The sequence below is a fragment of the Candidatus Cardinium sp. cBcalN2 genome (genome assembly GCF_022810445.1).
Lineage (GTDB): Bacteria > Bacteroidota > Bacteroidia > Cytophagales > Amoebophilaceae > Cardinium.
On sequence record NZ_JAACGD010000162.1, the window covers coordinates 1 to 513 of the forward strand.

Consider the following 513-nt stretch of genomic DNA (forward strand, 5'->3'; position numbering starts at 1 on the left):
CAACAAGCCTGTCAAAAAATGGCTGAATATATTAATGAATCTTATGAAGATTTAGCAACCTATCAGCCTCAATCATTATGCTTATTAGTCAATGGATTTAGCAAATGGTATCAGAACAAAATAATAAAAAAAGCTTGTCAAGAAATTGCCAAATACATCAATCAAAAAATCAAGAAAGAGAATACATATCTAGCATCGTTTGACAAACAAGGCTTAGCCAATCTAGTCAATGGATTCTCTAAATTTAAGGATCAAAAAGATACCCAAAATGCCTGTCAAAAAATTGCCAAATACATCAACAAAACAATCAAGGAAAAGAATACATATCTTAACGAATTTAATGCACAAGAGTTAGCCAATCTAGTCAATGGGTTCGCTAAATGGAAGGATCAAAAAGGATAGCAAAGATGCTTGTAAACAAATTGCCAAATACATCAATCAAAAAATCAAGAAAAATAATATGTAGTAGTTGATCTTTAATCTGACAGGCATTAAAAAATTAATGTATATACC

At 30.2% G+C, this 513-nt stretch carries 1 protein-coding gene; it reads left to right on the top strand.

Annotation, left to right across the window (positions count from 1 at the left end):
- Positions 1-402, top strand: a 402-nt coding sequence (locus MUW74_RS04085; RefSeq protein ID WP_243553096.1) for a hypothetical protein, incomplete at its 5' end; no start/stop codon positions are given.
- Positions 403-513: the final 111 nt, after the last annotated feature.